Annotated in this window: 15 protein-coding genes (1 of these 15 cut by a window edge); 6 read left to right on the forward strand and 9 right to left on the reverse strand. The window is 73.6% G+C overall.

Annotated elements, in window-relative coordinates:
- The 6 genes from Ade02nite_RS16595 to Ade02nite_RS49305 all read right to left on the reverse strand — a co-directional run.
- Positions 1–12,401: the 5' portion of a non-ribosomal peptide synthetase gene (locus Ade02nite_RS16595; protein ID WP_203763362.1), read on the reverse strand. The gene continues 2,329 nt to the left of window position 1, outside the view; 12,401 of the gene's 14,730 nt are visible here — the first part of the coding sequence; the start codon lies at positions 12,399–12,401; its stop codon lies beyond the left edge, outside the window.
- Positions 12,402–12,489: 88 nt separating this feature from the next.
- Entirely contained in the window at positions 12,490–12,702 is a 213-nt protein-coding gene (locus tag Ade02nite_RS16600; RefSeq protein WP_203763365.1) for an MbtH family protein, read from the reverse strand.
- A complete protein-coding gene (locus Ade02nite_RS16605; protein ID WP_203763368.1) occupies positions 12,699–14,195 on the reverse strand; it encodes a tryptophan 7-halogenase in 1,497 nt (498 codons plus the stop codon). The genes Ade02nite_RS16600 and Ade02nite_RS16605 overlap by 4 nt, the downstream gene beginning before the upstream one ends.
- Positions 14,192–14,425, reverse strand: a complete 234-nt coding sequence (locus Ade02nite_RS16610) for a phosphopantetheine-binding protein (protein ID WP_203763371.1) — start codon at positions 14,423–14,425, stop codon at positions 14,192–14,194. Before Ade02nite_RS16610 ends, Ade02nite_RS16605 begins: the two co-directional genes overlap by 4 nt.
- A gap of 84 nt (positions 14,426–14,509) precedes the next feature.
- Complete coding sequence (locus tag Ade02nite_RS16615) at positions 14,510–15,109, reverse strand: GNAT family N-acetyltransferase (RefSeq protein WP_239168808.1); 600 nt, start codon at positions 15,107–15,109, stop codon at positions 14,510–14,512.
- Positions 15,110–16,120, reverse strand: coding sequence for an iron-siderophore ABC transporter substrate-binding protein (locus tag Ade02nite_RS49305; RefSeq protein ID WP_379036317.1), 1,011 nt, complete (start codon positions 16,118–16,120; stop codon positions 15,110–15,112).
- Positions 16,121–16,300: 180 nt separating this feature from the next.
- Here Ade02nite_RS49305 and Ade02nite_RS16620 point away from each other — a divergent pair, with 180 nt between their 5' ends.
- The 6 genes from Ade02nite_RS16620 to Ade02nite_RS16645 all read left to right on the forward strand — a co-directional run bounded on the left by Ade02nite_RS16620 (position 16,301) and on the right by Ade02nite_RS16645 (position 22,301).
- Positions 16,301–17,323 (forward strand): FecCD family ABC transporter permease, encoded by a 1,023-nt coding sequence (locus Ade02nite_RS16620; RefSeq protein ID WP_239168810.1) that lies wholly within the window; start codon positions 16,301–16,303, stop codon positions 17,321–17,323.
- Between the two features lie 374 nt (positions 17,324–17,697).
- Entirely contained in the window at positions 17,698–18,669 is a 972-nt protein-coding gene (locus Ade02nite_RS16625; protein WP_239168811.1) for a FecCD family ABC transporter permease, read from the forward strand.
- A gap of 28 nt (positions 18,670–18,697) precedes the next feature.
- Entirely contained in the window at positions 18,698–19,717 is a 1,020-nt protein-coding gene (locus Ade02nite_RS16630) for an ABC transporter ATP-binding protein (protein WP_307871218.1), read from the forward strand.
- A gap of 172 nt (positions 19,718–19,889) precedes the next feature.
- Positions 19,890–21,233 (forward strand): acyltransferase family protein, encoded by a 1,344-nt coding sequence (locus tag Ade02nite_RS16635; RefSeq protein ID WP_275409919.1) that lies wholly within the window; start codon positions 19,890–19,892, stop codon positions 21,231–21,233.
- Positions 21,234–21,389: 156 nt separating this feature from the next.
- Positions 21,390–21,830: a MarR family winged helix-turn-helix transcriptional regulator gene (locus Ade02nite_RS16640; RefSeq protein WP_203763377.1), complete on the forward strand. Its 441-nt coding sequence runs from the start codon at positions 21,390–21,392 to the stop codon at positions 21,828–21,830.
- 57 nt (positions 21,831–21,887) lie between these two features.
- The gene (locus Ade02nite_RS16645; RefSeq protein WP_203763380.1) at positions 21,888–22,301 is read left to right on the forward strand and encodes a nuclear transport factor 2 family protein; all 414 of its coding nucleotides are present in this window, start codon (positions 21,888–21,890) and stop codon (positions 22,299–22,301) included.
- Positions 22,302–22,407: 106 nt separating this feature from the next.
- On the opposite strand, the gene Ade02nite_RS16650 is transcribed toward Ade02nite_RS16645, so the two are convergent.
- From Ade02nite_RS16650 to Ade02nite_RS16660, 3 genes are read right to left on the reverse strand one after another with little or no spacing between them, the layout of a single operon-like run.
- The gene (locus tag Ade02nite_RS16650; RefSeq protein WP_203763383.1) at positions 22,408–23,748 is read right to left on the reverse strand and encodes an FAD-binding oxidoreductase; all 1,341 of its coding nucleotides are present in this window, start codon (positions 23,746–23,748) and stop codon (positions 22,408–22,410) included.
- Between the two features lie 2 nt (positions 23,749–23,750).
- The gene (locus tag Ade02nite_RS16655) at positions 23,751–24,536 is read right to left on the reverse strand and encodes an SDR family oxidoreductase (protein WP_203763386.1); all 786 of its coding nucleotides are present in this window, start codon (positions 24,534–24,536) and stop codon (positions 23,751–23,753) included.
- The gene (locus Ade02nite_RS16660) at positions 24,533–25,003 is read right to left on the reverse strand and encodes a MarR family winged helix-turn-helix transcriptional regulator (RefSeq protein ID WP_203763389.1); all 471 of its coding nucleotides are present in this window, start codon (positions 25,001–25,003) and stop codon (positions 24,533–24,535) included. Before Ade02nite_RS16660 ends, Ade02nite_RS16655 begins: the two co-directional genes overlap by 4 nt.
- Positions 25,004–25,240 lie beyond the last annotated feature (237 nt).

Here is a 25,240-nt window from a genome sequence, read left to right on the forward strand (position 1 = left end):
GGGCAGCGGTCGGCGCCGGTGACCACGGTCAGCCCGGCCGGCAACGAGCCCTCGGGCAGGGCACCGAGCGCGGCCGGCGGCAGCGCGAAGTTGGTGATGCGCTCGCGGTGGCAGAACTCGGCGAACGGCGCGCCGAGCCGGTCCTCCTCGGGCGTGATGACGAGGGTCGCGCCGCGCAGCAGCGACACGGCGAGCTCGGCCACGGTGACGTCGAAGCTCGGCGAGGCGAACTGGGCGATGCGGCTGCCCTCGTCCACCCGCCACAGCTCGGCGAAGGTCTCGCTGAGGTCGGCGAGGCCGGCGTGCGGCACGACGACACCCTTGGGCCTGCCGGTCGAGCCGGAGGTGTAGATGACGTACGCCGCGTGGGCGGGCCGCAGGTCGGCGCGGGTCACCTCAGTGTCGTCGGCGGCCAGGTCGCCCGGGTGCACGACGGGCACGCCGGGCGGCACGGTCGTGGTGCCCGGGGCGGCGATGACCAGCACCGGCGTGGCGTCCTCGGCGAGCGCCGCGACGCGCTCGGCCGGATAGGACGGGTCGACCGGCAGGTAGGCGCCGCCCGCCTTGGACACCGCCAGCTCGGCGGCGAACAGGTCGGCCGAGCGGGGCAGCAGCACCATGACGATCCGGTCCGGGCCGGCGCCGCGCTCGGCGAGCCGCCGCGCCAGCCGGTTGGTGCGCCGGTCGAGCTCGGCGTACGTCAGGCGGATCGGGCCGTCCTCGATGGCGACCCGGTCCGGGTGGCGCCGCGCCTGAACGGCGAACAGCTCCGGCAGCGTCGCCTCCGGGGTGGGGACCCGCGCGCCCTGCCAGCCCGTCTCGAGGGCCTCGCGCTCGCCGGGGGTGAGGATGTCCAGGTCGGACACCCGGCGCTGCGGCGCGGCGACCGCGTCGGCGAGCAGCCGGGCCAGCCGCGCGGCGAGGGTGGCCGCGGTGTCCCGGTCGAAGAGGTCGGCGCTGTATTCGACGATGCCCTGGAGGCCGTCCACGCCGTGCCGCTCGGTGACCACGACGCCGAGGTCGAACTGGGCGACGCCGGTGTCCACCGGCAGGGGTGTGGTGGTCAGCCCCGGCAGGCCGGGCGCCTCCGCGGGCACGTGCTGGAAGGCGACCATCACCTGGAAGAGCGGGTTGCGGCCCAGCGACCGCTCCGGGTTGACGGCCTCGACGACCCGCTCGAACGGCACGTCGGCGTTGCCGAAGGCGGCCAGGTCGGCGGCGCGCACCCGGTGCAGCAGCTCGGCGAAGGCCGGGTCGCCGCTCACGTCGGCGCGCAGCACCAGCGTGTTGACGAAGAACCCGGCGAGCTCGTCGAGGCGCTGGTCGGCGCGGCCGGCGACCGGGCTGCCGAGCGGGATGTCGGCGCCCGCGCCGAGGCGGCTGAGCAGCGCGGCGAGCCCGGCCTGCACCACCATGAACGGCGTCGCGCCGGCGCGGCGGGCCAGCTCGCGCAGGCGGCGGTGCGCCTCCGCGGGGATCTCGAACTCGACGATGCCGCCGCGGTGGGAGGCGACCGCGGGGCGCGGCCGGTCGGCGGGCAGCTCCAGCTCGGCCGGGATGCCCGCGAGCGCGTCGCGCCAGAAGGCTAGCTGGCGGTCCTGCACCAGGCCCAGGAGCTCGTGCTGCCAGAGCGCGTAGTCGGCGTACTGCACCGGCAGGGGTGACCAGGTGGGCGCGGCGCCGCGGGTGCGGGCCGCGTAGGCGGTGCCGAGGTCGGCGACGAGACGTCCCTCGGACCACTCGTCGGTGACGATGTGGTGCAGCAGGAGCATCAGCACGTGCCGGTCCGGGCCGAGGACGAACAGGTGCGGGCGTACGAGGAGCTCGGCGCCCAGGTCGAAGCCGTGCCCCGCCGCCTCCGCGAGCCGCGCGGGCAGCTCGTCCTCGGCGCACTCGGCCTGCTCCCAGCCGGGCCGGGCCGAGGGCAGGACGCGCTGCACGGGCCGGCCCTCGACGGCGGGGAAGACCGTGCGCAGGCTCTCGTGGCGGGCGAGCACGTCGTCCAGGGCGGCGCGCAGTGCGGGCGCGTCGAGCCGCCCGTCCAGCCGCATGGTGAACGCCACGTTGTAGGTGGGGCTCGGCCCGTTGAGCTGATGGTGCAGCCAGAGCCGGTGCTGCGCGGGCGAGACCGGCAGCGGGTCGGGCCGCTCGGCGACCGCGAGCTCCGGCGTCTCGGGCTGCGCGGCGCCCCGTTCCAGGTGCGCGGCGAGCGCGGCCACGGTGGGCGCGTCGAAGACCGTGCGCACCGCGAGCGGCACGCCGAAGACCGCGCGGACGCGGGCGGCGAGCGCGGTGACCGTCAGCGAATGCCCGCCGAGCGCGAAGAAGTCGTCGTGCACGCCGACGCTCGCGAGGCCGAGCACCTCGGCGAAGAGGCCGCAGAGGATCTCCTCGGCCGGGGTGCGCGGGGTGTCCGAGCCGGCCAGCGCGCCGAAGTCCGGCACCGGCAGCGCGCGCTTGTCCACCTTGCCGGCCACCGTCACGGGCAGGGCGTCCAGCTCGACGACGGCCGCCGGGACCAGGTGGTCGGGCATGCGCTCGGCGGCCCACTCCCGCACGCCGCCGGCGTCGCCCACGACGTACGCGACGAGGCGGCCCTCGATCGCGACCGCCGCCGCCTGGGACACCGAGGGGTGTTCGGCCAGCAGCGCGGCGACCTCGCCCGGCTCGACCCGGAAGCCACGGATCTTGACCTGGTCGTCGGCGCGGCCCACGTAGTCGAGCCGCCCGTCCGGGGTCCACCGGACGACGTCGCCGGTGCGGTACATCCGCTCCCCCGGCGCCCACGGGTCGGCGACGAAGCGGGTGGCCGTGAGGCCCGGCCGGTCCAGGTAGCCGCGGCCGAGCTGGGCTCCGGACAGGTAGAGCTCGCCGGTCTCGGCGGGCCGCAGCCAGTCGTCGAGGACGTACGCCCGGGTGTTGCCGATCGGACGGCCGACCGACGGCGCCGCGCTCTCCGCCACGTCCGCCATCAGGGTGTCCACAGTGCACTCGGTGGGGCCGTAGAGGTTGATGCCGGCGGTGCCGGGCGCCTCCCGCAGGGCGGCCCAGATGCGCGGGTCGGCGGCCTCGCCTCCGAGCGCGACCATCGCGGGGTGGTGGCGGCCCTCGGCGAGCAGGCCGGCGGCGACCAGCGGACCGGCGAGCGAGGGTGTCACGTCGAGGAAGTCGATGCCGTGCGCGTCGACGTAGCGGGCGAACAGCTCGGGGTCGCGGCGGGTCTCGTCGTCGAGCAGGTGCAGCTCGTGCCCGGCGACGAGCCAGAGCAGCCCCTCCCACGAGGTGTCGAAGACCAATGCGGCGCTCAGCGCGGCACGAACGGGCCTGTTCATCGGCTCGATCAGCCGCGCACGGTGGTGGTGGAACAGGTTCGCCAGGCTGCCGTGCTCCACCACGACGCCCTTGGGACGCCCGGTCGAGCCGGAGGTGTAGATCAGGTAGGCGGCAGTCCGCGGGGTGATGGTGGGCAGGTCCGCCACGGCAACGCCGCCGGGGATCGCGTCGGCGCTCGGGTGAGCCGCCGCCTCGGCCAGCAACTCGGGCGTCACGATCACCGCGGGAGCGGCGTCCGCCAGCAGGTAGTCGATGCGCTCGCGCGGATAGTCCACGTCGATCGGCAGGTAGATGCCACCCGCCATGAGTGCGGCCAGCCACGCCACGATCGCGTCCTCGGTGCGCGGCAGCAACACCGCCACTACCCTCTCCGGACCGGCACCACGTGCGATCAGCACCCGGGCCAAACGCTCCACGCGCGCCTGCAACTGCGCGTAGGACAAGGCGACATCGCCGAAACGCAGAGCGACGGCTCCCGGCATCTCCCGCACCCGCGCGCCGAGCTCGTCGAGCAGCAGGGTCGGCGGGACGTCGAGGGTCGTCTCGGCCCGCCGGCCGGGCACGGGCAGCGCCGCCATCGTCGTCGCGGGCGCCGTCACGAACGCGTCCAGCAGCTCGCGGAACCGGCTCAGCAGGCCGTGGGCGGCCTCGGCGCCGTAGAGGTCGGGCCGGTGCTCCAAGCGCAGCCGCAAACGGCTCTGCGGCACGACGATTAGGCTCAGCGGGTAGTGCGTGGCGTCGACCGGGATGCCGCCACCGATGCGCAGATCCCCGGCGTCCGGCACCGCCGTGCCCGTGGGGTAGCTCTCGAAGACGGTCAGCGTGTCGAAGAGGTCGCCCATCCCCGCCCGGCGCTGGATCTCGGCGAGGCTCGCGTGCTGGTGGTCCAGCAGGGCGGCCTGCTCGGCCTGGAGCCGGCCCAGCAGCTGCGGCCAGGTCTCCGACGGCCGCAGCCGCACGCGCACCGGCACGGTGTTGATGAACAGGCCGACCATGTCCTCGACGCCCGCCAGCTCGGCGGGCCGCCCCGAGACGGTGGCGCCGAAGACCACGTCGGTGTGCCCGGTGACCTCGGCGAGCAGCAGCGCCCACGCGCCCTGCACGACGGTGTTGAGCGTCAGCCCGTGGGTGCGCGCGGCCGCGGTGAGGCGGGCGGTCTCCCCCTCGTCCAGCACGATCTCGGCGACCTCGGGCAGCGCCGTGACCGACGGCGCGCCCGGCGCCACCAGGGTCGGCTCCGCGAGGCCCCGCAGCGCGTCCTGCCAGGCCGCCTCGGTGGCGGCGGTGTCCCGCCGCGCCAGCCATGCGAGATAGTCGCGGTACGGCCGCGGCGCGGGCCCGGCGGTGCCCGCGTAGAAGGCGAACAGGTCGCGCATCGCGAGCGGGCCCGACCAGCCGTCCATGAGCAGGTGATGCTGGGTGAGGACGAGCCGGTGGTCGTTCTCACCGGCACGGGCGAGCACGAAGCGCAGCAGCGGCGGGGTGGCCAGATCGAAGCGCCGGGCCCGCTCGGTCTCCAGCAGCGCGGCCAGGTCGCCGGTCTCGACGACCTCGAACGGCACCTCGGCCGCGCCGGGGACGACCTGCACCGGCCGGCCGTTCTCGGTGCGGTCGAAGGCCCCGCGCAGGTTGGGGTAGCGGTCGAGCAGCCGCGCCGCCGCGTCGCGCAGCCGGTCGGCGTCGACCGGCCCGGTCAGCTCGAAGACCTGCTGGACGGTGTAGACGTCGGTCTCGTCGTCGAGCCCGGCGAGGAAGTACAGGCCCTCCTGCAGGGGCGAGAGCGGCAGCACGTCGACCGCGTCCGGCCAGCGCTCGAGGTCGTGGGCGGTGACACCGGCCAGGGGTACGTCGGCAGGGGTGAGCGCACCGGCACCGGGCTCGTTGGCGGCCGCGCGGACGGCGACGAGAGCGGCCAGCCAGTCGTCGGCGATCCGCCGTACGTCCTCCTCGCCGATCGCCCCGGCCGGGAAGCCGAACGAGGCGCGCAGAACCGGGCCGTCCACGGTGTCCTCGGCGAGCACGTTGACCGCGAGTCGGTGCCGGACCGGCATGGCCGCCTCGGCGACGGCGTGCGCGGCGGGCAGCTCGGGCGCGGGTGCCCAGTCGGCCGACTCCGCGCTCCCGAACCGGCCGAGGTAGTTGAAGAGCACCTCGGGCTCGGCCGGTGGGAGGAACGCGCCGAGGTAGCGGAGCAGCCCGTAGCCGACGCCACCGTCCGGGATCGCGCGCAGGCGTTCCTTGACGCCGCGCACCACGGCCGCCGGCCCGCCGGTGGCGGCGGGCAGCCGCACCGGATATTCGCTCGTGAACCAGCCGACCGTGCGGACGAGGTCGGCGCCGGGGACGATCTGCTCCTCGCGGCCGTGGCCCTCCAGCCCGATCAGCGGCTCGGCGCCCGTGCCGGTGCGCCGGGAAAGCGCGAGCGCCAGGCCGGCCAGCAGCACGTCCTGCACGCCGGCGCGGAAGGTCTCGGCAACCGTGGTGAGCAGCGGCGCCGTGATGGACGCGTCCACGGTGACGGTGATCTCGCGCAGCGTCCCGGCGGTGTCGCGGGTGGGGTCCAGCGGGCGGCCGCCGAGTCGGGTCACCGGGCCGTCCAGCATGGCGCGCCACAGCGAGTCGTCCTGCCCGGCGACGGCGTCCTGCAGGCCGAGCGCCCAGGCCCGGAACGAAGTGCCGGCGGCGACGGGGTGCTCACCGCGGGCCGCGGCGGCCAGGTCCTCGCCGAGGATGCGCCACGAGACGCCGTCCGCCACGAGGTGGTGCGCGACGAGCAGCAGCCGCCCGGGCTCCTCACCCCGGTCGAGCCAGACGGCCTGCACCATCACGCCGCCGGCCGGGTCGAGCCGGTCGGCGGCGGCCTCGCGCTCGGCGGCGACGAGCGCGGTCAGGTCTCGGCCACGGGCGTCGACGACGCGGACGGCCAGGTCGAGCGGGCTCTCGGGAACCGAGAACGCCCAGCGCTCACCGGCAGTGACGAGGCGGGCGCGCAGCAGGTCGTGCGGGGCCAGAGCCGCGCGAACGACGGCGGGGACGTCCGCGCCGGCCGGGGTGCGCACGAGCAGCGCCTGCGAGTAGCGGTCCACGGGCGCGTCCAGCTCGCGCAGCCAGGCGACGATCGGCGTCTCGGGAACACGGCCGGTCCCGGGCTGGGCCGTGGGCCCGGTCTCGACGGCCTCGGCGACCCGCGCGAGCTCGGCGACGCTCTGGTGCTCGAACACCTGCCGCGGCGCGATTCTCAGGCCCGCCGCGCGGGCCCGGGACACGAGCTGGATGGAGAGGATGCTGTCGCCGCCGAGCGCGAAGAACCCGTCGTGCCGGCCGATCGTCGCCGGCTCCAGGCCGAGGAGCCCGGCGACGATGCCGGCCAGCGTCGTCTCGACCGGACCGGCGGGCGGCTCCGAGGTGGTCTCCGCAGCGACCGAGGGCAGCGCCTGCTTGTCCACCTTGCCGCTCGCGGTGAGCGGCAGCGCGCCGAGCACCACGACGGCGGGCACCAGCGGCCCGGGGAGCACCGCGGCGGCGTGGTCGCGCAGCTCGTCGGCGGTGGCGCGCGCGACGGCGTACGCGACGAGACGGCCCTCGCGCGCGACCACGGCCACCTGCGCGACACCCGGATGGGCGGCGAGGACCGCCTCGATCTCGGCGGGCTCCACCCGGAAGCCACGGATCTGGACCTGGTCGTCGGTGCGGCCGAGGAACTCCAGCGCTCCGTCGCCGGTGCGGCGCACGAGGTCGCCCGTGCGGTAGAGGCGGCTTCCCGGAGCGCCGTACGGGTCGGCGACGAACCGTTCGGCGGTCAGCGCCGGGCGGCCGAGATAGCCGCGGGCGAGGCCGTCGCCGCCGAGGTAGAGCTCGCCGGGGACGCCGGGCAGAACCGGGCGCAGGCGCGCGTCGAGCACGTGGGCGGTGCGGTTGAGGTCGGGGTGTCCGATGAGGACCGGCCCGTCGTCCGCCACCCAGGTGGTCGCGGTGACGGTGGCCTCGGTGGGCCCGTACGCGTTGATGAGGGTGCGGCCCGCGCGCCAGCGGCGCACCTCGTCGGCGGAGATGGCCTCGCCGCCGACGGTGACGGTGACACCGGCCGGGATCGCGCTGGTGGGCAGGGCCGCGAGCAGCGCCGGCGGCAGATCCACATGGGTGAGGCGCCGGGCCGCGATGAAGTCGCCGAGGCCGGCGCCGAGGCGGGCGTCCTCGGGCACCACGACGAGCGTGCCGCCGGAGAGCACCGAGGCGGCCAGCTCGCTGAGGGCCACGTCCACGGCCGGGGACACGAACTGGGCGGCCCGCGTGCCGGGGCCGGCGCCGAAGACCTCGCGCACCGAGGCCACCAGCCCGGCGAGGCCGGTGTGCGGGACGACGACGCCCTTGGGGCGGCCGGTCGAGCCCGAGGTGTAGATGACGTACGCCGCGTGGTCCGGGTCGAGGGACACGCCCGGATCGGCGTCGTCGCCGGTGAGGCCGGCGAGGTCGTCCGGTCCGACCACGTGGACCGGGGCCGCGTCGGCGAGCTGGTGGGCGATCCGGTCGGCCGGGTGGTGCACGTCCAGCGGCAGATACGCGGCGCCGGTCTTGGCCACGGCGAGCAGGGCCACGATCAGGTCGGCGGAGCGCGGCAGGCGCACGGCGACGACCCGCTCGGGGCGCGCGCCGGCGGCGAGCAGGCGGTGGGCCAGTCCGTTGGCGAGCGCGTTCAGCTCGCGGTAGGTCAGGGCGCGGTCGCCGTCCTCGACCGCCACGGCGTCCGGCCGCTCGGCGACCTGGTCGGCGAACAGCCGCGCCAGGGTGCGCGGGGCGACCTCACGGCGTACCCCCTGCCAGCGGGACGTGGCCGCCTCGCGCTCGCCGTCGGTGAGCAGGTCGAGGTCGCCGATGGGGCGGTCCGGCTCCGCCGTGACGGCGGTGAGCAGCCGGGTGAAGCGGCCGGCGAGCGCCGAGGCAGTGGCCGGGTCGAACAGGTCGCTGCGGTATTCGAGGGTGCCGGTCAGCCCGCCGGGACGCTCGGCGACGTCGAAGGTGAGGTCGAACTTGGCCGTGCCGGTGTCGACCAGGCGCGGCGACACGGTCAGGCAGGGGAAGCCGGCGACCTCGGGCAGCGCCGCCTGGTAGGAGACCATCACCTGGAACAGCGGGTGGTGGGCGAGCGACCGCGCCGGGTTGAGCTCCTCCACCAGGCGCTCGAAGGGCAGATCCTGATGGGCCAGCGCGGCCAGGTCGGCCTCCCGGACCCGCTGGAGCAGATCGGCGAAGGAGGGGTTGCCGCTCACGTCCGTGCGCAGGACGACGGTGTTGACGAAGAAGCCGACGAGCCGTTCGAGCGCGTCGTCGCCGCGGCCCGCCACCGGGGTGCCGAGCGGGATGTCGTCGCCCGCCCCGAGGCGGCTGAGCAGCGCGGCCACGGCGGCCTGGAGCGTCATGAAGAGCGTGACGCCGTGCCGGCGGGCCAGGTCGCGCACGGCCGGGTCGACGGAGAAGGTCACGGTCGCGCCGGCCTCGCTCGCGCGGGCGGGGCGGGGCCGGTCGGTGGGCAGGCGCAGGCTTTCCGGCGCGCCTTCGAGGGCGGTGCGCCAGTACGCCAGGTGCCCGCTCAGGTCGAGTCCGTTGTGCCAGGCGGCGTAGTCGGCGTAGCGCACCGGCAGCGGCGCCCAGCCCGGCGCCTCGCCGTTCACCCGCGCCGCGTAGGCGGTGGCCAGGTCGTCGAGCATCGGCGTGAGCGACCACTCGTCCCCGGCGATGTGGTGCACGACGAGCAGCAGCACGTGCTTGTCGGTGCCCTCGGCGAGGAGGTGGGCCCGGATCGGGATCTCGGTGGCGATGTCGAACGGTTCCCGCACGGCCTCGGCGATCGAGCCGCCCGTCCGCAGCTCCAGCTCCGCGTCGCGCACCACCGGATGCGGGTCGCCCGCCCGGTCGGCGAAGACGGTGCGCAGCGGCTCGTGCCGGGCCACCAGGTCGTTGAGGGCGGCGCGCAGCGCGCCGGCGTCGAGCGGGCCGGCCAGATCGAGGGCCAGGGGCAGGTTGTACGTCGCGTTCGGGCCGTCGAGGCGGGACAGGAACCACAGGCGCCGCTGGGCGGCCGACATCTCGGTGCCCTCGCCGCGGGCGATGGCCGTCGCCGGGCGGGCCGTGTCGATCCGCGCGGCCAGGGCGGCCACGGTCGGGGCGTCGAAGACGTCGCGCAGCGCCAGGTCGGCGCCGAAGAGGGTCCGTGCCCGGGCCGCGACGCGAGCCGCGAGCAGCGAGTGGCCGCCGAGGGCGAAGAAGTCGTCGCGGCGGCCGACCGCGGGCACGCCGAGCACCGACGCGAAGACCCCGGCGAGCATCTCCTCCTGCGGCGTGCGCAGGGCGTCGTCCGGGCCGGCGCCGGAGAACGAGGGCTCCGGCAGCGCGGTGCGGTCGAGCTTGCCGTTCGGGGTGGTCGGCACCGCGTCCAGCGGCACGATGGCCGACGGGACCATGTAGTCGGGCAGCGCCTCGGCGGCGAGGCGGCGCAGGTCGTCCGGCGAGGCGGAGCCGACGACGTACGCGACGAGGCGCCGGTCCCCGGGCCGGTCCTCGCGGATGACCGCGACGGCCCGCCGCACGCCGTCGGCGGCGGCCAGCACGGCCTCGATCTCGCCGAGCTCGATGCGGAAGCCGCGCAGCTTCACCTGGTGGTCGACGCGGCCGAGCACGTCGAAGTCGCCGCTCGGCAGCCGCCGGGCCAGGTCGCCCGTGCGGTACATGCGCTCCCCCGGCGCGAACGGGTCCGCCACGAAGCGCGACGCGGTCAGCGACGGCCGGTTGAGGTAGCCGAGCGCCACGCCCTCGCCGGCGAGGTAGAGCTCGCCCGGGAACCCGTCCGGCACCGGCCGCAGCGCGGCGTCGAGCACGTAGGCTCGGGTGTTCCACACCGGACGGCCGACGGTGACGTCGTCCTTGTCCAGCAGCGCGGCGGTCGACCAGATCGTGGTCTCCGTGGGCCCGTACAGGTTCGTCACCGAGGCGGCGGTGGCACGCAGCGCGACGGCCAGGTCCGGCGGCAGGGCCTCGCCGCCGGCGAGCACCCGCAGGCCGGTCACCGCGCCGGTTCCGCCCGGCACGTCGGTCAGCGCGCGCCACAGCGTCGGCGTCGCCTGCACGACGGTGGCGCCGGTCGAGGCGACCAGCCCGGCGAGCACCTCGGGATCCTGCACCGCCTCCTTGGCCGCGACGACGACCGCGGCGCCGCTGAGCAGCGGCAGGTAGAGCTCCAGCGCGGAGATGTCGAAGCTGACCGTGGTGACCGCCAGCAGCCGGTCCTCGGCCGACAGCGGCACGGTCTCCCGCATCGCGAGCAGGAAGTTGACGAGGTTGCGCCGGGTCACCACGACGCCCTTGGGCCGGCCGGTCGAGCCGGAGGTGTAGAGCACGTACGCCGCGTTCTCGCTCACCGAGGCAGCGTTGTCGAGAGTGGACACGCCGTCCTCGGTGACGAGCAGCGCCGGGGCGCTGTCGGCCAGCATCCAGGCCAGCCGGTCGGCCGGGAAGGACGGGTCGAGCGGCAGGTAGGCGGCCCCGGTCCGCTGCACGGCGAGCAGCGCCACGAGCAGGTCCGCGGTGCGTGGCAGGCGGACCGCGACGATCCGGCCCGGTGCGGCGCCGCGCGCGGCGAGGTCCGCGGCCAATGCCTCGACGGCCGCGTCCAGCTCGGTGTAGGTCAGTGGCGTCCCGTCCGGCGTGGTCACGGCCACCCGCGACGGCGTACGGGCGGCCTGGGCCCGCCACAGCGCGTCGAAGCTCTCCTCGGGCAACGGGCGGACGGTGTCCTCGACGACAGGCGCGGCGGCCAGCCCGAGGCGGCCCGTGGGAGTCTCCGCGCCGGCCTCGGCGAAGGCGCCCAGCAGCGCCGTGAACCGCGCCGCGTGCGCCGCCAGGTCCTCGGCCGAGTAACGGGCCGGGTTCCCGTCGAGGACCACCTCGAGGACGTCGCCGCCCCGGTCGTCCACGGTGATGGACAGGTCGTCGACCGGCCCCGCGGCGATGTAGCGCGGCGTGCCGCGCAGGCCCGCGAAGCTCAGCGACGCCCCGAACGGCTTGATGTTCACCCACGGCCCGACGAGCCGCCGCTCGCCGCCGACCAGGCCGAGGTCGCGGCGGATGTCCTCGCCGCGGTAGCGCTGGTGCGGCCGGATCGCCTTGATCTCGGCGGCCACCCGGCGGATCAGGTCGCCGACGCTCTGCCCGGCGCTCACCGGCAGGCGCAGCGGAAGCACGTTGACGGCCGTGACCGGCACGCGCGCGGCGACCGAGCCGAGCCGCCCCATCATCGGCAGCCCCAGCACCACCTCGTCGCTGCCGGTCAGCCGGTGCACGTAGAGCGCGGTCGCCGCGAGGATCGCCTCGACCCGGGTCGCCCCGAGCTCGTTGAGCGCCCGCCCGACGGCGGCCGGCAGCGTGACGCGCCGCCGCAGGAACGCCGGACTCGGCCGAGCCGGCCCCTCGGCCAGGCCGGGCACCTCGGCCCCGTCGAGCCGGTCGCGCCAGAACGCCCGGTCGGCCGCCCATTTCCCGGAGGAGCGGTAGGCGACGTCCTCGGCGACCACGTCGGCCAGCGAGCCGAACGGGCTCGGCGACGGCTCGTTCCCGAGAGCCAAATCGGTGTAGACGGCGGCCAGGCGCTGAGCCACGAGCGCCGAGGTGTACGCGTCCATCACGATGTGGTGGCAGCGCTGGTACCACGTCCAGCGGCCGGGACCGCGGCGGATCAGCGCCTCCGCGAAGACCGGGCCGGTGGCCAGGTCGATCGGCTCGGCCAGCTGGGCGTGCATCCACTCGTCGGCGGCCTCGTCGCCGAGGTCGAGCACGTCGAGCGTCCACTCCGGCTCGGCGACGATCTCCTGCCGCGGCTCGTCCGCCGTGCCGGTGAACCGGGCGCGCAGCGCCTCGGCCTCGCCGAGCACCCGGCGCAGCGCCCGCTCGAACAGCGCGGGGTCGACGTCGCCGTCGATGTCGACGGCGGCGGCCGTGGTGAAGGCGGGACCCGGGTCGAGGTGCTGTGCGAACCAGACACCCGCCTGGGCTGCGGAGAGTTCGAGACGATCGGGCACGGGAGTGGCTCCTTGTGGTGCTGAGCGCAGGGCGGAGCCCGCCGCGCCGGTTCACGGTGGCGCGGCGGTCCCCTTGTCGTGGAGTCGGTCAGGCGTCCATGCGGTCGACGAGGCTCTTCGGGCGCAGATCGGTCCAGTTCTTCTCGACGTAGTCGAGGCAGGCGGCCCGGCTGTCCTCGCCGAAGACGACACGCCAGCCGGCCGGCACCTCGGCGAAGACCGGCCACAGCGAATGCTGGTTCTCGTCGTTGACCAGCACGAGGTAGCGGCCGTCCTCGTCCTCGAACGGGTTCGTCGTCACTTGACCTCCTCCGTCCACGCCAGACCGTCGGGGCTGGGCACGAGGCCGCCCTCCAGCAGCGGGGCCTCGAACGCGTCCTCGCCGCGCACACCCCGTACCTGAATGTTGTTCATCTCGGTCATCACCTCGCGCACCACCGGGGTGCCGAAGAGGTGGTGCATGCGCTCGCCCGACTCGGTCTGCATGCTGCCGGTGCGCTCGACCGCGTCGGCCAGCCCGGCCGACGACTTCTGGAACTCCTCGACGAGCGCGTCGGCGTTGGTGAACGCCTGCTCGCCCGAGTGCACGCCGCCGACGAGCGACACGAAGGCCTCGAGGTCGGTCGCGCCGAAGTTGGTGACCTTGCGAGCCTTCCAGAAGTACGAGTCCTCGTTGCTCTGCATGTCGTAGAACGCCGACAGGAACTCGTAGAAGACCCGGAACTCGCGCCGGTAGCGGCCCTCGAACTCGGCGAAGGCACGGTCCTCGCCGAGGTCGCCGGCGAGGACGCTGTTGATGGACCGGGCGGCGAGCAGTCCGGCGTACGTCGAGAGGTGCACCCCGGTCGAGAAGACCGGGTCGATGAAGCACGCGGCGTCGCCGACCAGCACCATGCCGGGCCGGTGGAACGAGCTGTTGGTGTACGAGTAGTCCTTGCGGGTGCGGATCTCGCCGTACGTCCCCTCGGTGACGCGGGTGGCGTCCGAGAGGAAGCCCTTGACGATCTCGCAGCGGTCGATGAAGCCGCGCAGCGCCCTCTCCTGGTCGCCCTGGAGCTTGGCGGCGTGCTCGCGCGAGATGACCGCGCCGACGCTGGTGAGCGTGTCGGAGAGCGGGATGTACCAGATCCAGCCCTCGTCGAACGCGGCGCAGAGGATGTTGCCCGAGTCGGGGGCGGGCAGCCGCTTGCCGCCCTCGAAGTAGCCGAAGATGGCGATGTTCTTGAAGAAGTCCGAGTAGATCCGCTCGCCGCGCACGTTCTGGTGGATGCGGCTGCGGTTGCCGGAGGCGTCCACCACGAAGGTCGCGCGGACCTCGCGCGGGGTGCCGTCCGGGCCGGTGTAGCGCACCCCGCGCACCCGCTCGTCGTCGCCGATGACCTCGGTGACCGCGCTCTCCTCGCGCACGTCGACGCCCTTGGCGGCGGCGTTGCGCAGCAGGATCTCGTCGAACTTCATCCGCTCGACCTGGTACGCGTACGAGGTGGGGCCGGTGAGCTCCGGCGCGACGGCGAACAGGAAGTTCCACGGCACGGGGTTGGTGCCCCAGCGGAAGCTGCCGCCGCGCTTGACGGTGAAGGCGGCCTTCTCGAGCTCCTCGGTGACGCCGAGCAGCCGGCCGATGCCGTGCACCGTGGACGGCAGCAGCGACTCGCCGATCTGGTAGCGCGGGAACTTCTCCTTCTCGAGCAGCACGACGCTGTGGCCGCGCATGGCGAGCAGGGTCGAGACTGTGGACCCACCGGGCCCGCCGCCGACCACGACGACGTCGACGTTCTCCACAACCGGGCTCATCGCTGCGCCTCCACGAGGGTGTACCAGGCCTTGACGGTCGGCTCCTGTGCCAAATCGAGATATCCGGCGGAGAAGCCGGCCTCACGCCACCGGGTCGCGAGGCTCATGAGACGGATCGAGTCGAGGCCGCGGTCGATGAGGTTGTCGTCGTCGGCGAAACTGCCGGGCTCCTCGTCGAGCACCTCGGCGACGTCGCTACGCAGACGTTCCAGGCTCAGGGATGCGGTCATCTGTGCGCTTCCTTCGGTCGGCTTGGTCGGCCGGTCGGCTTTGTTAGGTAAGGCTTACCTGATCATTTCAGGTGAGTAAAGGACTCATCCGGCGCTATTTGCTGATAAGTCGTAAACGTGCAGCGCAGCGCGCTTGTGTCCAAGATCTCGAATCCCCAGCAACTGAAAATCCGCCCCCAGGAACATGCGGCGCGCCATCTCGTGCCGCTCGTCGGGATCGGCGAGCACCCGCCGGCAGCGCGGGTCGGCGAGCGCCAGCCCCTCGGCGAGCGCCCGCACCATGGCCCGGCCGAGCCCGCGCCCGGTCCGCGACTTGTCCCCGATGGCCAGATGGATCCCGAGGTCGTACGCGTCCGCGTCGTACTGTTGCCCGACCACGTCACGCGGTGTCCGGTAGACCTCGACGTACGCGAGCGGCTCCCCCTCGTACGAGATGAGGTAGGGCCTGGAGAAGTCGCCCTTGAGCTGCTCGGCGATGGCGTCGGCCCACCGCTGAGGCGGCCACGCCTGCTCCCAGAACCGCTCGACGTGCGGCTCGTTCATCCAGGCGCTGACCAGCTCGGGATCCGGGCCGTCGGGCGCGAGCGGGCGCGCGGACCAGGGCGGCGCCAGCACGGGCGCCGGGGGCGGTCCCGCCGCGACCACGGCCGCGGCGAGACCGGCCGTCACCTCACGGGCGGACACTCAGGAAGCCGCCTTGGCCGCGGTGGAGATCGACGGCAGGACGTTCGCGATGATGTACTGCACCGACAGCGGCGTCGGCGTGCGCAGCGAGCTGAACTGCGGTGCGGTCAGCGCCACGTACGACTTGCGCTTGACCGACGCCAGGTTCTTGAAGAGCGAATTGCCCTCCAGGGTCGGCTGGAGCGAGGGCTCGGCGTAGTAGATCAGCGTGGTGTCGGCGTCGAGGATGCCGACCTTCTCCAAGCTCAGCTGCACGGCGAAGTCCTCGCCCTTGAGCGCGGCGACGGCGGGCGCGAGCTTCATGCCGAAGTCGTTGAGCATCTTGACGCCGGCGTCCTTGTCGGAGCGCAGCACGCCGATCGAGCCCGCCTCCCACATCTGGCTGAGCGTGAACTCCTTGCCGGCCAGCTCCGGGTGATCGGTCTTCGCCTTGGCGACCTTGCCCTCGACGTCGGCGATGATCTGCTCGGCCTTGGCATCCTGGCCGATGGCCTTGGCGACCTGCTTGAGCGTGGTCTGCCACGGGTCCTCGAAGGCGCCGGTGGTCTCGTACGCGGTGGTGGGCGCGAGCTTGCTGAGCTTGGCGTACTCGTCGTCGATGTAGTAGTCGCCACCCGCGAGGATCAGGTCGGGCGCGAGCGCGGCGATCTTCTCGACGTCGAAGCCGGTGTCGCCCGCGGTCAGCACGGTGGGCTTCGAGGTGAGCAGGGGCTTCGCCCACTCGGTGATGCCGTCGGGCCCGGACGACTCGGCCACGCCGACGGGCTGCACGCCGAGCATGAGCAGGGCGTCGAGGTCGGCGTCGGAGAGCGCGACGATCCGCTGCGGAGCCGCCTTGATCTCGGCGGTGCCCAGCTTGTGAGTCAGCGAGACCGGATAGCTCGCGGCCGCCGCGGCGGACCCGGCAGGCGCCGCCGCATCGTCGCTGTCGCCGCCGCCGCACCCGCCGAGCAGGGAAAGCCCGGCAATGGCCGCCACGCCGGCAGCGAGGGCACGTCTAGTCAAGGGCATTTCGGACCTCACGTTCGCAGGTTAGGTGAGCCTAAGCTAAGCGACGTCCGCGAGCGGGGGCAAGGCCGGGTGCCAATTTTGGTAAGGCTAACCTTCCATCGACGGATTGCACGAGACTGTGTGCGGATTGTTGGCACGGATGCCGGTTGTGCTGTGTGGACGAGGCGATGGGGGGCGCGGGTGGCGGTCGACGTGCGGCTTGCCGGTCCACCCCGGAAGGTCGTGGTGCTGGTCTCGCTCGTGGCGGCGGTGCTCGTCGCGGTGGTGCTGAGCCTCGCGGTGGGCGCGCAGTGGCTCAGCCCCGGCGCGGTCTGGCAGGCGGTGACCGACCCGGACCCGTCCGCACCGGCGACGGCGATCGTCCGGGAGTTGCGCCTCCCCCGCACGACGCTGGGCCTGCTGGTGGGCTTGGCGCTGGGCGCCGCCGGCGCGCTGATCCAGGGCCACACCCGCAACCCGCTGGCCGACCCGGGCCTGCTGGGCATCTCGGCCGGCGCCTCGTTCGCCGTGGTGATCGGCATCCAGTGGGGCACGGCCGAGCTGACCGGCTACATCTGGTTCGCGTTCGCCGGCGCGCTGGCGGCAAGCATCGCGGTCTTCGGCATAGCGTCGAGCAAGCGCGGCGGCCCCACTCCCCTGACGCTGGCCCTGGCCGGCATGGCGATCAGCGCCCTGCTGGCGTCGTTCACCCAGTCGCTGCTGCTGGCGGACAACGCAAGCCTCAACGTCTTCCGCTTCTGGGTCGTCGGCTCCCTCTCCGGCCGCGACGCCGACGTGGCAGTGCAGGTCCTCCCGTTCATCCTGGCCGGCCTCCTGCTAGCACTGATCAACGCCCCCGCCCTGAACGCCCTCGGCCTGGGCGAGGACGTGGCCCGAGCCCTGGGCCAGCGAGTAACCACGGCCCGAGTCATCGGCGTGGCAGCAATCGTCCTGCTGGCCGGCGCGGCAACGGCGGCCTGTGGCCCGATCGGCTTTCTGGGCCTGATCGTTCCCCACGTGGCCCGCACCTTCACCGGCCCCGACCACCGCTGGCTGATCCCCTGCTCAGCCCTGGCCGGCGCCGCACTGCTGCTGACAGCAGACGTCCTCGGCCGCATCGTCGTCAGCCCAGGCGAGCTCCAAACCGGAATCGTCCTGGCCGCCGTCGGCGCCCCGTTCTTCATAGCCCTGGTCCGCCGCCGCCGAGGAGTGGTGAAGCTGTGAAGAACACCCACACGCCACCCGATCCCGCCGGACCGGTTCCGCCCGCCGGATCGCTTCCGCCCGCCGGACCGCTTCCACCCGCCGGACCGCTTCCACCCGCCGGACCGCTTCCACCCGCCGGACCGGTTCCGCCCGCCGGATCGCTTCCGCCCGCCGGATCGCTTGTGCCCACCGGCCCGCTCGGGCCCACCGCAGGGCCCGCGCACACCGAGCAGCTTGCGCCCGCCCGACCGCTTGCGCCCGCCGGATCGCTCTCGCCCACCGGCCCGGAGCCGCGGCATGCCCGTGGTGAGCGGCCGGATCGCCCCGTCGCGCCCGCCGGACGGCGCGTTCTTCAGCTCGGGCCGGCGTCGGGCACGGTGTCGCCACGCGCCGTGGCTGTCGGCTTCGCCGGGCTCGCGGCCACCCTCGCCGTGGCCGTTGTCAGCATCGGCCACGGCAGCTTCACCATCGCCCCCGGCGACGTGGTGCAGGTGCTGCTCGGCGGTGGCACCACCGCCCAGAAGCTGATCGTGCTCGACCTGCGCCTGCCCCGCATCCTCGTGGCCCTCCTCGTCGGCGCGGCCCTCGCGGTCTCCGGCGCGCTCACCCAGACCTTTGCCCGTAACCCGCTGGCCAGCCCCGACGTCCTGGGCGTGACCCACGGCGCCTCCCTCGGCGCGGTTGCCGTCATCGTCCTCGGCTTCTCCTCCTCCGCCGTGCCCCTGGCCGCCCTGGCCGGAGCGCTGGTCACCACCGTCCTCGTCTACGCCCTGGCGTGGCGCCGCGGCATCGACGGCTTCCGCCTGGTGCTGGTCGGCATCGGCGTCGGCGAGGTCCTCACCGCGGGCATCTCCTGGTTCCTCGTCCGCGCCGAGATCGTCGACGCCACCCGCGCCACCATCTGGCTCAACGGCTCGGTGGCCGGCGCCGAGTGGTCCCAGGTCCGCCCCCTCGCGGTGGCCCTGGTTGTCCTCCTCCCTCTCGCTGTCGCCACCGCCTTCACCCTCCAGGCGATGCAGTTCGACGACGACGTCTCCCAGGCCTTGGGCGTGCGCCTCCAACTGGCCCGCCTAGCCGTAGTCCTCACCGCGGTGGCCCTCGCCGCCGCAGCCGTGGCCGCCGCCGGCCCGATCGAGTTCGTCGCGTTCTTCGTCCCCCAGATCGCCCTGCGCCTGTGCGGCGGCTCCCGCCCGCCCCTGCTCGTCTCGGCCATCCTCGGCGCCCTGCTGGTGGTAGCGGCAGACCTGGCCGCCCGAACAGTCCTGCCCGACCGCGAACTGCCCGTGGGCCTGGTCACCGCCATCATCGGCGCCCCCTATCTGCTGTGGTTGCTGGTACGCGTCAACCGAAGGGTTTCCGCATGACTGTCCCGCCGACCGGAGAGCCCACCCGATGACCGCGGCCAACGACACTCCCGCCACCCACGACCAGCCCACCCCGGCCCAGTCCACCTCGGCCCAGTCCACCTCGGCCCAGGCCACCTCGGCCCAGTCCACATCCGAGCGGGCCGCTCTCGATCAGGCCTCGTCCTGCCTGGCCGCCCCCGATGTGGCCGCTCTGCCCGCGCCCTCGCGTGCGCCTTCGCCCGCAAGCTCCCCCTCGTCCTCGTCCTCGTCCTCGTCCTCGCGTGAGCCGCGGCTGCGGGCTCGCGGGCTCCGGCTCGGCTACGGCGAGGACGTCGTCGTCGACGGCCTGGACCTGGACATCCCGGACGGCGCCATCACCGCCGTCGTCGGTCCCAACGGGTGCGGCAAGTCGACCCTGCTGCGCGCGCTGGGCCGATTGCTGCGCCCCCGCTCCGGCGAGGTGCTGCTCGACGGCCGCCGCATCGACAAGATGCCCACCCGCGAGGTTGCCCGCATCATCGGCCTCCTCCCGCAGAGCCCGGTGGCGCCCGACGGCCTGACCGTCGCCGACCTGGTGATGCGCGGCCGCCACCCCCACCAGAACTGGTTCCGCCAGTGGTCACCCACCGACCAGCGCGTCGTCACCGAGGCCCTGGAGTGGACGGACATGCGAGACCTGGCCGACCGTCCGGTGGACGCCCTCTCCGGTGGCCAGCGCCAGCGCGCCTGGATCTCCATGGCCCTGGCCCAAGGCACGGAGGTCCTGCTGCTGGACGAGCCCACCACCTACCTGGACCTCAGCCACCAGATCGACGTTCTCGACCTCGTGGCCCGTCTCCACCGCGAGCGCCACCGGACCATCGTCATGGTCCTGCACGACCTCAACCTGGCCGCGCGCTACGCCCACCACGTGGTCGCCATGAAGGACGGCCGGATCGTCGCCCAGGGCTCGGCGGAGGCGGTCTTCACGGTGGAGCTGCTCGCCGACGTGTTCGGCCTGGCCGCGCTCGTGGTCCCCGATCCGGCCACGGGCACACCCCTGGTGGTGCCCCTCCCTCGGCCTTGATGCCCTTCGTCTCCACGTCGCTCCCCGTTCTGCCCCGATCGCTGCTGCCTGCCGCGCTGATGGGCAAAACTCTGGCACGCCGGCCCGCGCCTGTCGTCAGCCCTGGGTCTGACCCACGAGGTAAGACCGTGGTCTGACGACATCCCCGGCCGTTCTCCATACGGTCGTGGCCATGCGAGCACTCGTCCACCACATCACCGCGGAGACACCGCCCAGCCGCGACCGGGGCATCGACGGGTTGCGGGCCTTCGCCGTGCTCGGTGTGGTCCTCGGGCACTGGCTTGTCACAGCGCTTGTCCTCCGCGACGGCACGCTCCACGGAGCGAGTCCACTCCACTATCAGCACGGTCTCGCGCCGGTGAGCTGGCTGTTCCAAACGTTGGCGGTCTTCTTCCTTGTCGGCGGCTTCGTCGCGAGGCCGCCGGCGCGCTACGGCCCATGGATCAGAGTCCGCCTTCTGCGACTGTTCCGCCCTGTGGCCGGCGTCCTCGCGGTGTGGGCCGGGGTGGTGCTCCTCGTGCCTTCGGCGCCCGTGCGCCTCGTGCTGACCCCGTTGTGGTTCCTGCTGGTGTTCGCCGCGCTGACGGCCGCGGCGCCGCTGCTCCGTCGAGTGCATCCGGCCTGGCTGGTCGCCACCGTCGCCGCTGTCGACCTCGTCCGGCTCGCCGGCGACGGCCCCTCCGACCTGGGCTGGATCAACGTGGCCGCGGGGTGGGCGGTGCCGTTCACGCTCGGCATGGGCTGGGCCCGCGGCCGGTTCCGGGACCGCGGCACCCTGTGGGCCTTGCTGCTGGGCGGAGCCCTGGCGACCGTCGCCCTGGTGCGGTGGTGCGGCTATCCCGCGTCGATGGTCGGTGTGCCCGGCGACGGATTCTCCAACCTCGATCCGCCGAGCCTGGCGGCGGTGACGTTCGCCCTGGCACAGTGCGGTGCCGCCGGCCTGCTGCTCGATCCGTTGCGCCGCTTGCTCTCGCGGCCGCTCGCCTGGGCGCCGGTCGCGCTGACCAACCTGAACGCCATGACGATCTTCCTCTGGCACCAGACCGCGATGATCGCCGTGACGGCGGTGGCGCTGACGGCTGGTCGCCCGTTGTCCGGCCTGCACACCACTCCGGATGGACCAGCCTGGATCGTCGCCCGGCTGGTGTGGCTGCCCGCCTTCGCGGCCGTGCTCGCCGTCCTGTGCCTCGCCTTCCGCCGCCTGGAACGCCTGCCACGTCAGCTGTCCGCCGGCGATCCGGCACCCTCAGGGCCGCGAAGAGACCTGACGGCTGGCGAGTCACCGTCCCAGCCGTCGACTGCGCAGCCACCCGCCCGCGACCCGGAGTGCAGCCGGGAGCGCGGCCGGGAGCGCGGCCGGGAGTGCGGCCGGGAGTGCGGCCGGGAGTGCAGCCGGGAGCGCAGCCGGGAGCGCAGCCGGGAGTGCAGCCCGGAGTGCAGCCGGGAGCGCAGCCGGGAGTGCGGCCGGGAAAGGTCTTCGCCGCGACCCGCCGGCGCAGCCTGTCAGGCGTGCTGATCCCGCTGTCGTCGGGCATGTGCTCGGCTTCGCCGTTGCCGGCCATGACGCTGATCATAGTCCCGTTGTGTTAGTCGGACTAACGATGTACGTTCGTTCTCGTCATAAACGTTAGGGCGATAAACGTTCTAACTCTGAATGACCTTGGAGGTCATCGTGACGACCACGACCCATGCCTTCGGCACCGCGCTCATCGGTCAGACGGAGAAGGCGCTCAACGCGATTTTGGACCGGCAGCTCGCCGGGACCGGCATCACCGAACCCCAGTGGGTCACCCTCACCCTGACGGTGGTCAGCGGCGGGAGCATCGACCGGGCCGAACTGATCCGCCGGGTCGCCGGTGCCACACAGTTCGGCCCGGCATCGGTGGCCGAGCGCATCGCCGAGCTGACCGCCGCGGGGTTCTTACGCGATGGCAGCGACGGGCGGGTCCAGGTCACCGACGAAGGGCAGGCCCGCTGGACGCAGGTCCGCACGGCGATCGGCCCGATCACCCAGGGCCTGTGGGGCGACCTGCCGGCTGAGGACCTGGCCACCACGGGCCGCGTCCTGGGCATCGTCCTGGACCGGGCGAACGCGGTGCTGGCCGGCCACTGAGCCGTTGTTCCCCAACACCATCGAGCCAGAAGGAAACCAGAAGGAGAGAGGGACGCCATGTCCACCAACACGCTGATCGCCGACCGCATGGAGATCACCGACCTGTTCAGCCGCTTCCAGCTGCTGCTCGACGAGAAGCGGTGGGAGGACGCCGACACCGTCTTCACCGACGACGTGGCGGTGCACTCGCCGCGCGGAGGCGAACTCCGCGGCATCGACAAGGTCGTCGCCTTCATGCGTGAGGGCGACGTCGAGGGGCAGCACGCCCAGCACATGACCACCGACCTGCTGGTGGACATCGACGGCGACCAGGCGGCCGTCTCGGCGAACTCGCTGGTGCACTACTACCGCGACGGCCAGGCGCCGCACTTCACGGGCGGCCTGCGACTGGCGGGCGCCGCGGTGCGGACACCGGTGGGCTGGCGGTTCCGCGAACACCGGATCACACCCGCCTGGACCCGCGCGAACTGACCCTGGCCGGGTGGGCGATGCCGCCCGGGCGCGTCACGAAGGTCCCAGCCGGCCGTCCCCGACACCGCGCCGAGAAGGAACGCGACACCGGCGGCCCCGCGCTCCCTCACACGCTTGTAGAAGCCGTTGCGGAGGCCGGTGTGCCGCTACGGTGCGGGACACCCCGGCCTTCCGCGCCCGAGCTTTCGGACGGCAGCCCCACAGGGAAGTTCTGGTTGAAGACGCCGTCGGGATCGACGGTGCGCTTGATGTCGCGCAGGCGGTTGAGGGTCGCGGGCGGGAAGGCGGCCTCGAGCAGGCTGGGCGAGAAGCTCGTCTCGAAGCTGAGGTAAAGGCCGTCCATCGACGGGCGGACCCGGTCCCAGGCTTCGTCGAAGGGGGGACCGCCCGCGCCGGAGATGGCGGTGACCGAGAAGTTCTGGTGACGGTGGGCGTAGGCAGTGGCGTCCTCCGGCACGTCGTTGACGGCTCCGCCGGTCGAGCGGATCTGGAGCATGTCGGTGGTGCCGGTCGCGGCGAGGTCGGCGAGGCCTGCCGTTACCGGTCCGTCGAGGTGGACGGCTAGTCCGGTGTGGGTGCTCGCGCCCTGCTGTCCCCGGTGCGGCGCGTGGGTGGCCGCCACGACTCCGGCGTACGGCACCAACTGAGCTCGCTGACCGAGGACGGGCGCGACGGCGGTGAACGGGCCGAACGCTCGGCCGGCCAGTTCCGCGTCGTCGCCCGCGTAGACCACGGTGGCGAGGGCGAACTCCGTGCCCATCAGATAGAGGAAGGCGGAGACCGATCGCGGCGCCGACTCGACGGTCTCGCCCCAGTCGCGCAGGAAGCGGGGCAGGTCGTCGACCCGGTACTGGAGCGTGGCGTGCCCGACCACCGGCACCGGATCGGCGCGGAACTCGAACGACGTGGCGATGCCGATGTTGGCGCCGGCGCCGCGTACCGCCCAGAACAGCTCTGGGTCGTGGTCCGCGTCGATGCGCCGGACCATGCCGTCGGCGGTGACGAGCTCGGCCGCTACCAAGTGGTCGATGGTGAGGCCGTGCGCCCGGCCCATGAGGCCGATGCCGCCGGTGGTGGCGAGGCCGCCGACGCCCACATCGCCCGAGTCGCCGGAGCTGATGGCGAGACCCCAGGGGTGCAGGGCCGCCGCGACGTCGCCCCATCGTGCTCCCGGGCCGACCCGCACCATGTTCCCGTCGAGGCGCTCGACGGCGTTCAGGCGGCTCAGGTCGACGACGGTGCCGCCGGCGTTGGTCGCGATGCTGCTGATGCCGTGACCGCCGCTGCGGACCGACAGCGGGCCGCCGGCCTCGCGGGCGAGACGCAACGCCTCGACCACCTCGGCGGTCGACGACGGCCGGGCCACGGCGGCCGGCCTTCCGGTGGCCGTGTAGACATCCCGGACCGCCGCGTAGTGGCGGTCTCCGGGCCGGACGATCTCGAGCATCGTCAAGCTCCTTCGACAGAGCCGGCGCCGGACGGGCGGGGGCCTTCGACCAGGTCCACGAAGTAGTGCAGGTCGTCGCCCACGAGCGGGCTGGTGCCGGCGACCAGGTCGGCGATGTGCGCGCCGACGTGAGCTGCGGGAATCCAGCGCTCGTCGTCGACGCCGGCGAGCTGACGCGCGCGGGTGCGGATGACGCCGAGGATCACCTCGTAGACGCGGGGACCGCGCCGGCCGAGCTCGGCGGCGATGGTTCTGGTCATCGACTTCGTGGCGGCCGCGGTCAAGGCGACGCCGCCGGCGCCGGGGAACGGCAGGTCGGCGCTGAGCCCGTTCAGCTGCGCGATCATGCCGTGCGGCGTCAGCGTCGGAAGGAACGCGCGGTAGGCGCGGAAGATCGTGGTCTGGTTCTGGACGATCAGCTCGTCCCACTCGGCGTCGGTGAGGGTGAGCAGCGGCTTGCGTCCCTGCCGTCCCCAGTCGGCGACGCTCACCACCACGCCGTCGAACGGGCCGTAGGTGTCGTTCAGCTCGGCCGCCCGCTGGGCGAGCGCCGGATCGAGCAGGTCAAGGGTCTCGCCGTGCAGGCGCGGGTCGCCCACTCGGGCGGCGAAGTCGTCCAGCGTGCCCGGCCGCCGTGAGGTGACGACCACGGTCGCGCCGCGGTCGAGCAGGGCGCGGGTGACTCCCTCGCCGACGCCTCCGGCGCCGCCGATGACGAGGACCGTCTTGCCGGTGAGGTCGGTGTCGGAGGCGGCCCAGGCGGGCGTCTCCACGGTGGTTGTGCTCATGCGTTGCGCTCCGCTTTCTGGTGTACGTGGTCGAGCAAGGTCTGCAGGAGGGTGTCGAGATGGTCGAGCTGGCCGGGGTCGAGGCCGTCGAGGAACCAGCTCTTCGCCGAGCGCATGTGCGGCCCGAGCGCCTTGCGGTAGGCGGTGCGGCCCTCGTCGGTCAGGGCCACGACGGCGGCGCGGCCGTCGCCGGCCTCGCCGCGGCCGCGGCGCACCAGGCCGCGCTCCTCCATGCGGCGCAGCTGGTGCGAGAAGCGACCGGTGTCCCAGCCGAGCGCCCGCGCGCACCCGGTGGACCGCATCGTCCCGTCGGGGGCCGCGGCGAGCTGGGCCAGCACGGTGAAGTCGGCGTCCGAGAGCTGCGCGTCCGCCCACAGGTCCCGGCCCACCTCCCTCCGCACGACCTCGCTCAGCACGACGAAGTTCTGCCACACGCGCCGCTCCGCGGCACTCAATCTTCCTGACACGTCAGCAAAGCTAAAACTTTGCTGACACATCAGCAAGTGATCTGCCTCGCTTGCTCCGGAGGGCGTGGAAGACAAGACAATCCCCGGTGAAGGGCTGCGGGAAAGGGAGGATCGCGAAGAATGCACCTACGGGCACGGCCCCGCGCATCGACGGCCCGGCCGGCCTCAGACGCGACGACGTCGGGCCGTCGGGCCGTCGGGCCGTCGGGCCGTCGGGCCGTCGGGCCGTCGGGCAAC

Source organism: Paractinoplanes deccanensis, assembly GCF_016862115.1.
Classification (GTDB): domain Bacteria; phylum Actinomycetota; class Actinomycetes; order Mycobacteriales; family Micromonosporaceae; genus Actinoplanes; species Actinoplanes deccanensis.